The sequence below is a fragment of the Candidatus Symbiopectobacterium sp. NZEC135 genome (assembly GCF_025962695.1).
The window spans coordinates 1-1,046 of the sequence record NZ_JAGFPF010000681.1 but is presented as its reverse complement, the minus strand read 5'-3'; the positions used below and the strand labels follow the sequence as shown (position 1 = coordinate 1,046).

Genomic DNA, 1,046 nt, shown 5'->3' with positions numbered 1-1,046 from the left:
ACCGATGCCAATGGCGTCTGGAGCGTGGATATTCCTGCACCTTATGCCGCCTTTATCGTCGATGGCACCGTGGAAATAACCGCAAGCACCGACGTAGGCGGTAACCTCATCAGTGCCAGCACCAACGTTCAGGTCGACGTCACTGCGCCGACGGTCACCATCCTCACCTTTGCCGGGGATAACACGCTGGACAACAGCGAACTGGCAACGGCGCAAGCCATCACGGGTACCGCCTCCTTTGCGGAGGTCGGGCGCTTTGTTTCCGTGACGCTGAACGGGAAAATCTATCAGGCGCAAGTGCTCGATAATGGCAGCGGCACGGGCGGTATCTGGTCGGTTAGCGTTCCCACCGCCGATCTGAGCAACCTTCCTCAAGGGCCGCAGGTCATCACCGCCACCTTGAAAGATGCCGCAGGCAACTCCACCAACGCAACACCGCTCGATATCATCGTCGATACGGAAATCCCGCTGCTGACCATCGATGCCTTTGCGGGCAACAATATCCTCACGATGGCCGAAGCGCTGCTGGGGCAAATCCTGAGTGGTAAAGGTGAGAAAGGGGCCACGGTAACGCTGACGGCGGGCCCGCTCACCAGCGTCCCGGTAAATGTAGATAACGATGGAAACTGGCAGATTCCCTTTACCACCGTCGACCTGACCACACCCACCGATGGCCCGCAGGTGACCGGGCTGACCATTACTGACGCCGCCGGTAACGTGGCGCTCAACCAGACGCTGGGCGCAGGCGTTGACGATATTTTCGGTAACAACGGTATCCTCAACTATGCCGAATCACTGATAACACAGGTGATCAGCGGTCACGCCACCGGCAGTTCTCTCGGTGCCAAAGTCAGTGTCACCCTCGCAGGCACCACGCTGGAAGCTACCGTCGGTGCGGGCGGAGCCTGGAGCGTCTCATTCCCGCCCTCGCTGCTTTCCGGGCTTTCCGACGGACTGCTGCAAGTGGAAGTCGACATCGTTGACGTCAATGGCAACAGCAAGAATGAGTTGGTCGATATCGATGTGTTACGCTCTGTGCCAACGAT

1 protein-coding gene is annotated in these 1,046 nt (G+C 58.7%); it reads left to right on the top strand.

Annotation, left to right across the window (positions count from 1 at the left end):
* The coding region (locus J5224_RS29695) for an Ig-like domain-containing protein (protein ID WP_264628652.1) at positions 1-1,046 on the top strand (1,046 nt) is incomplete at both ends.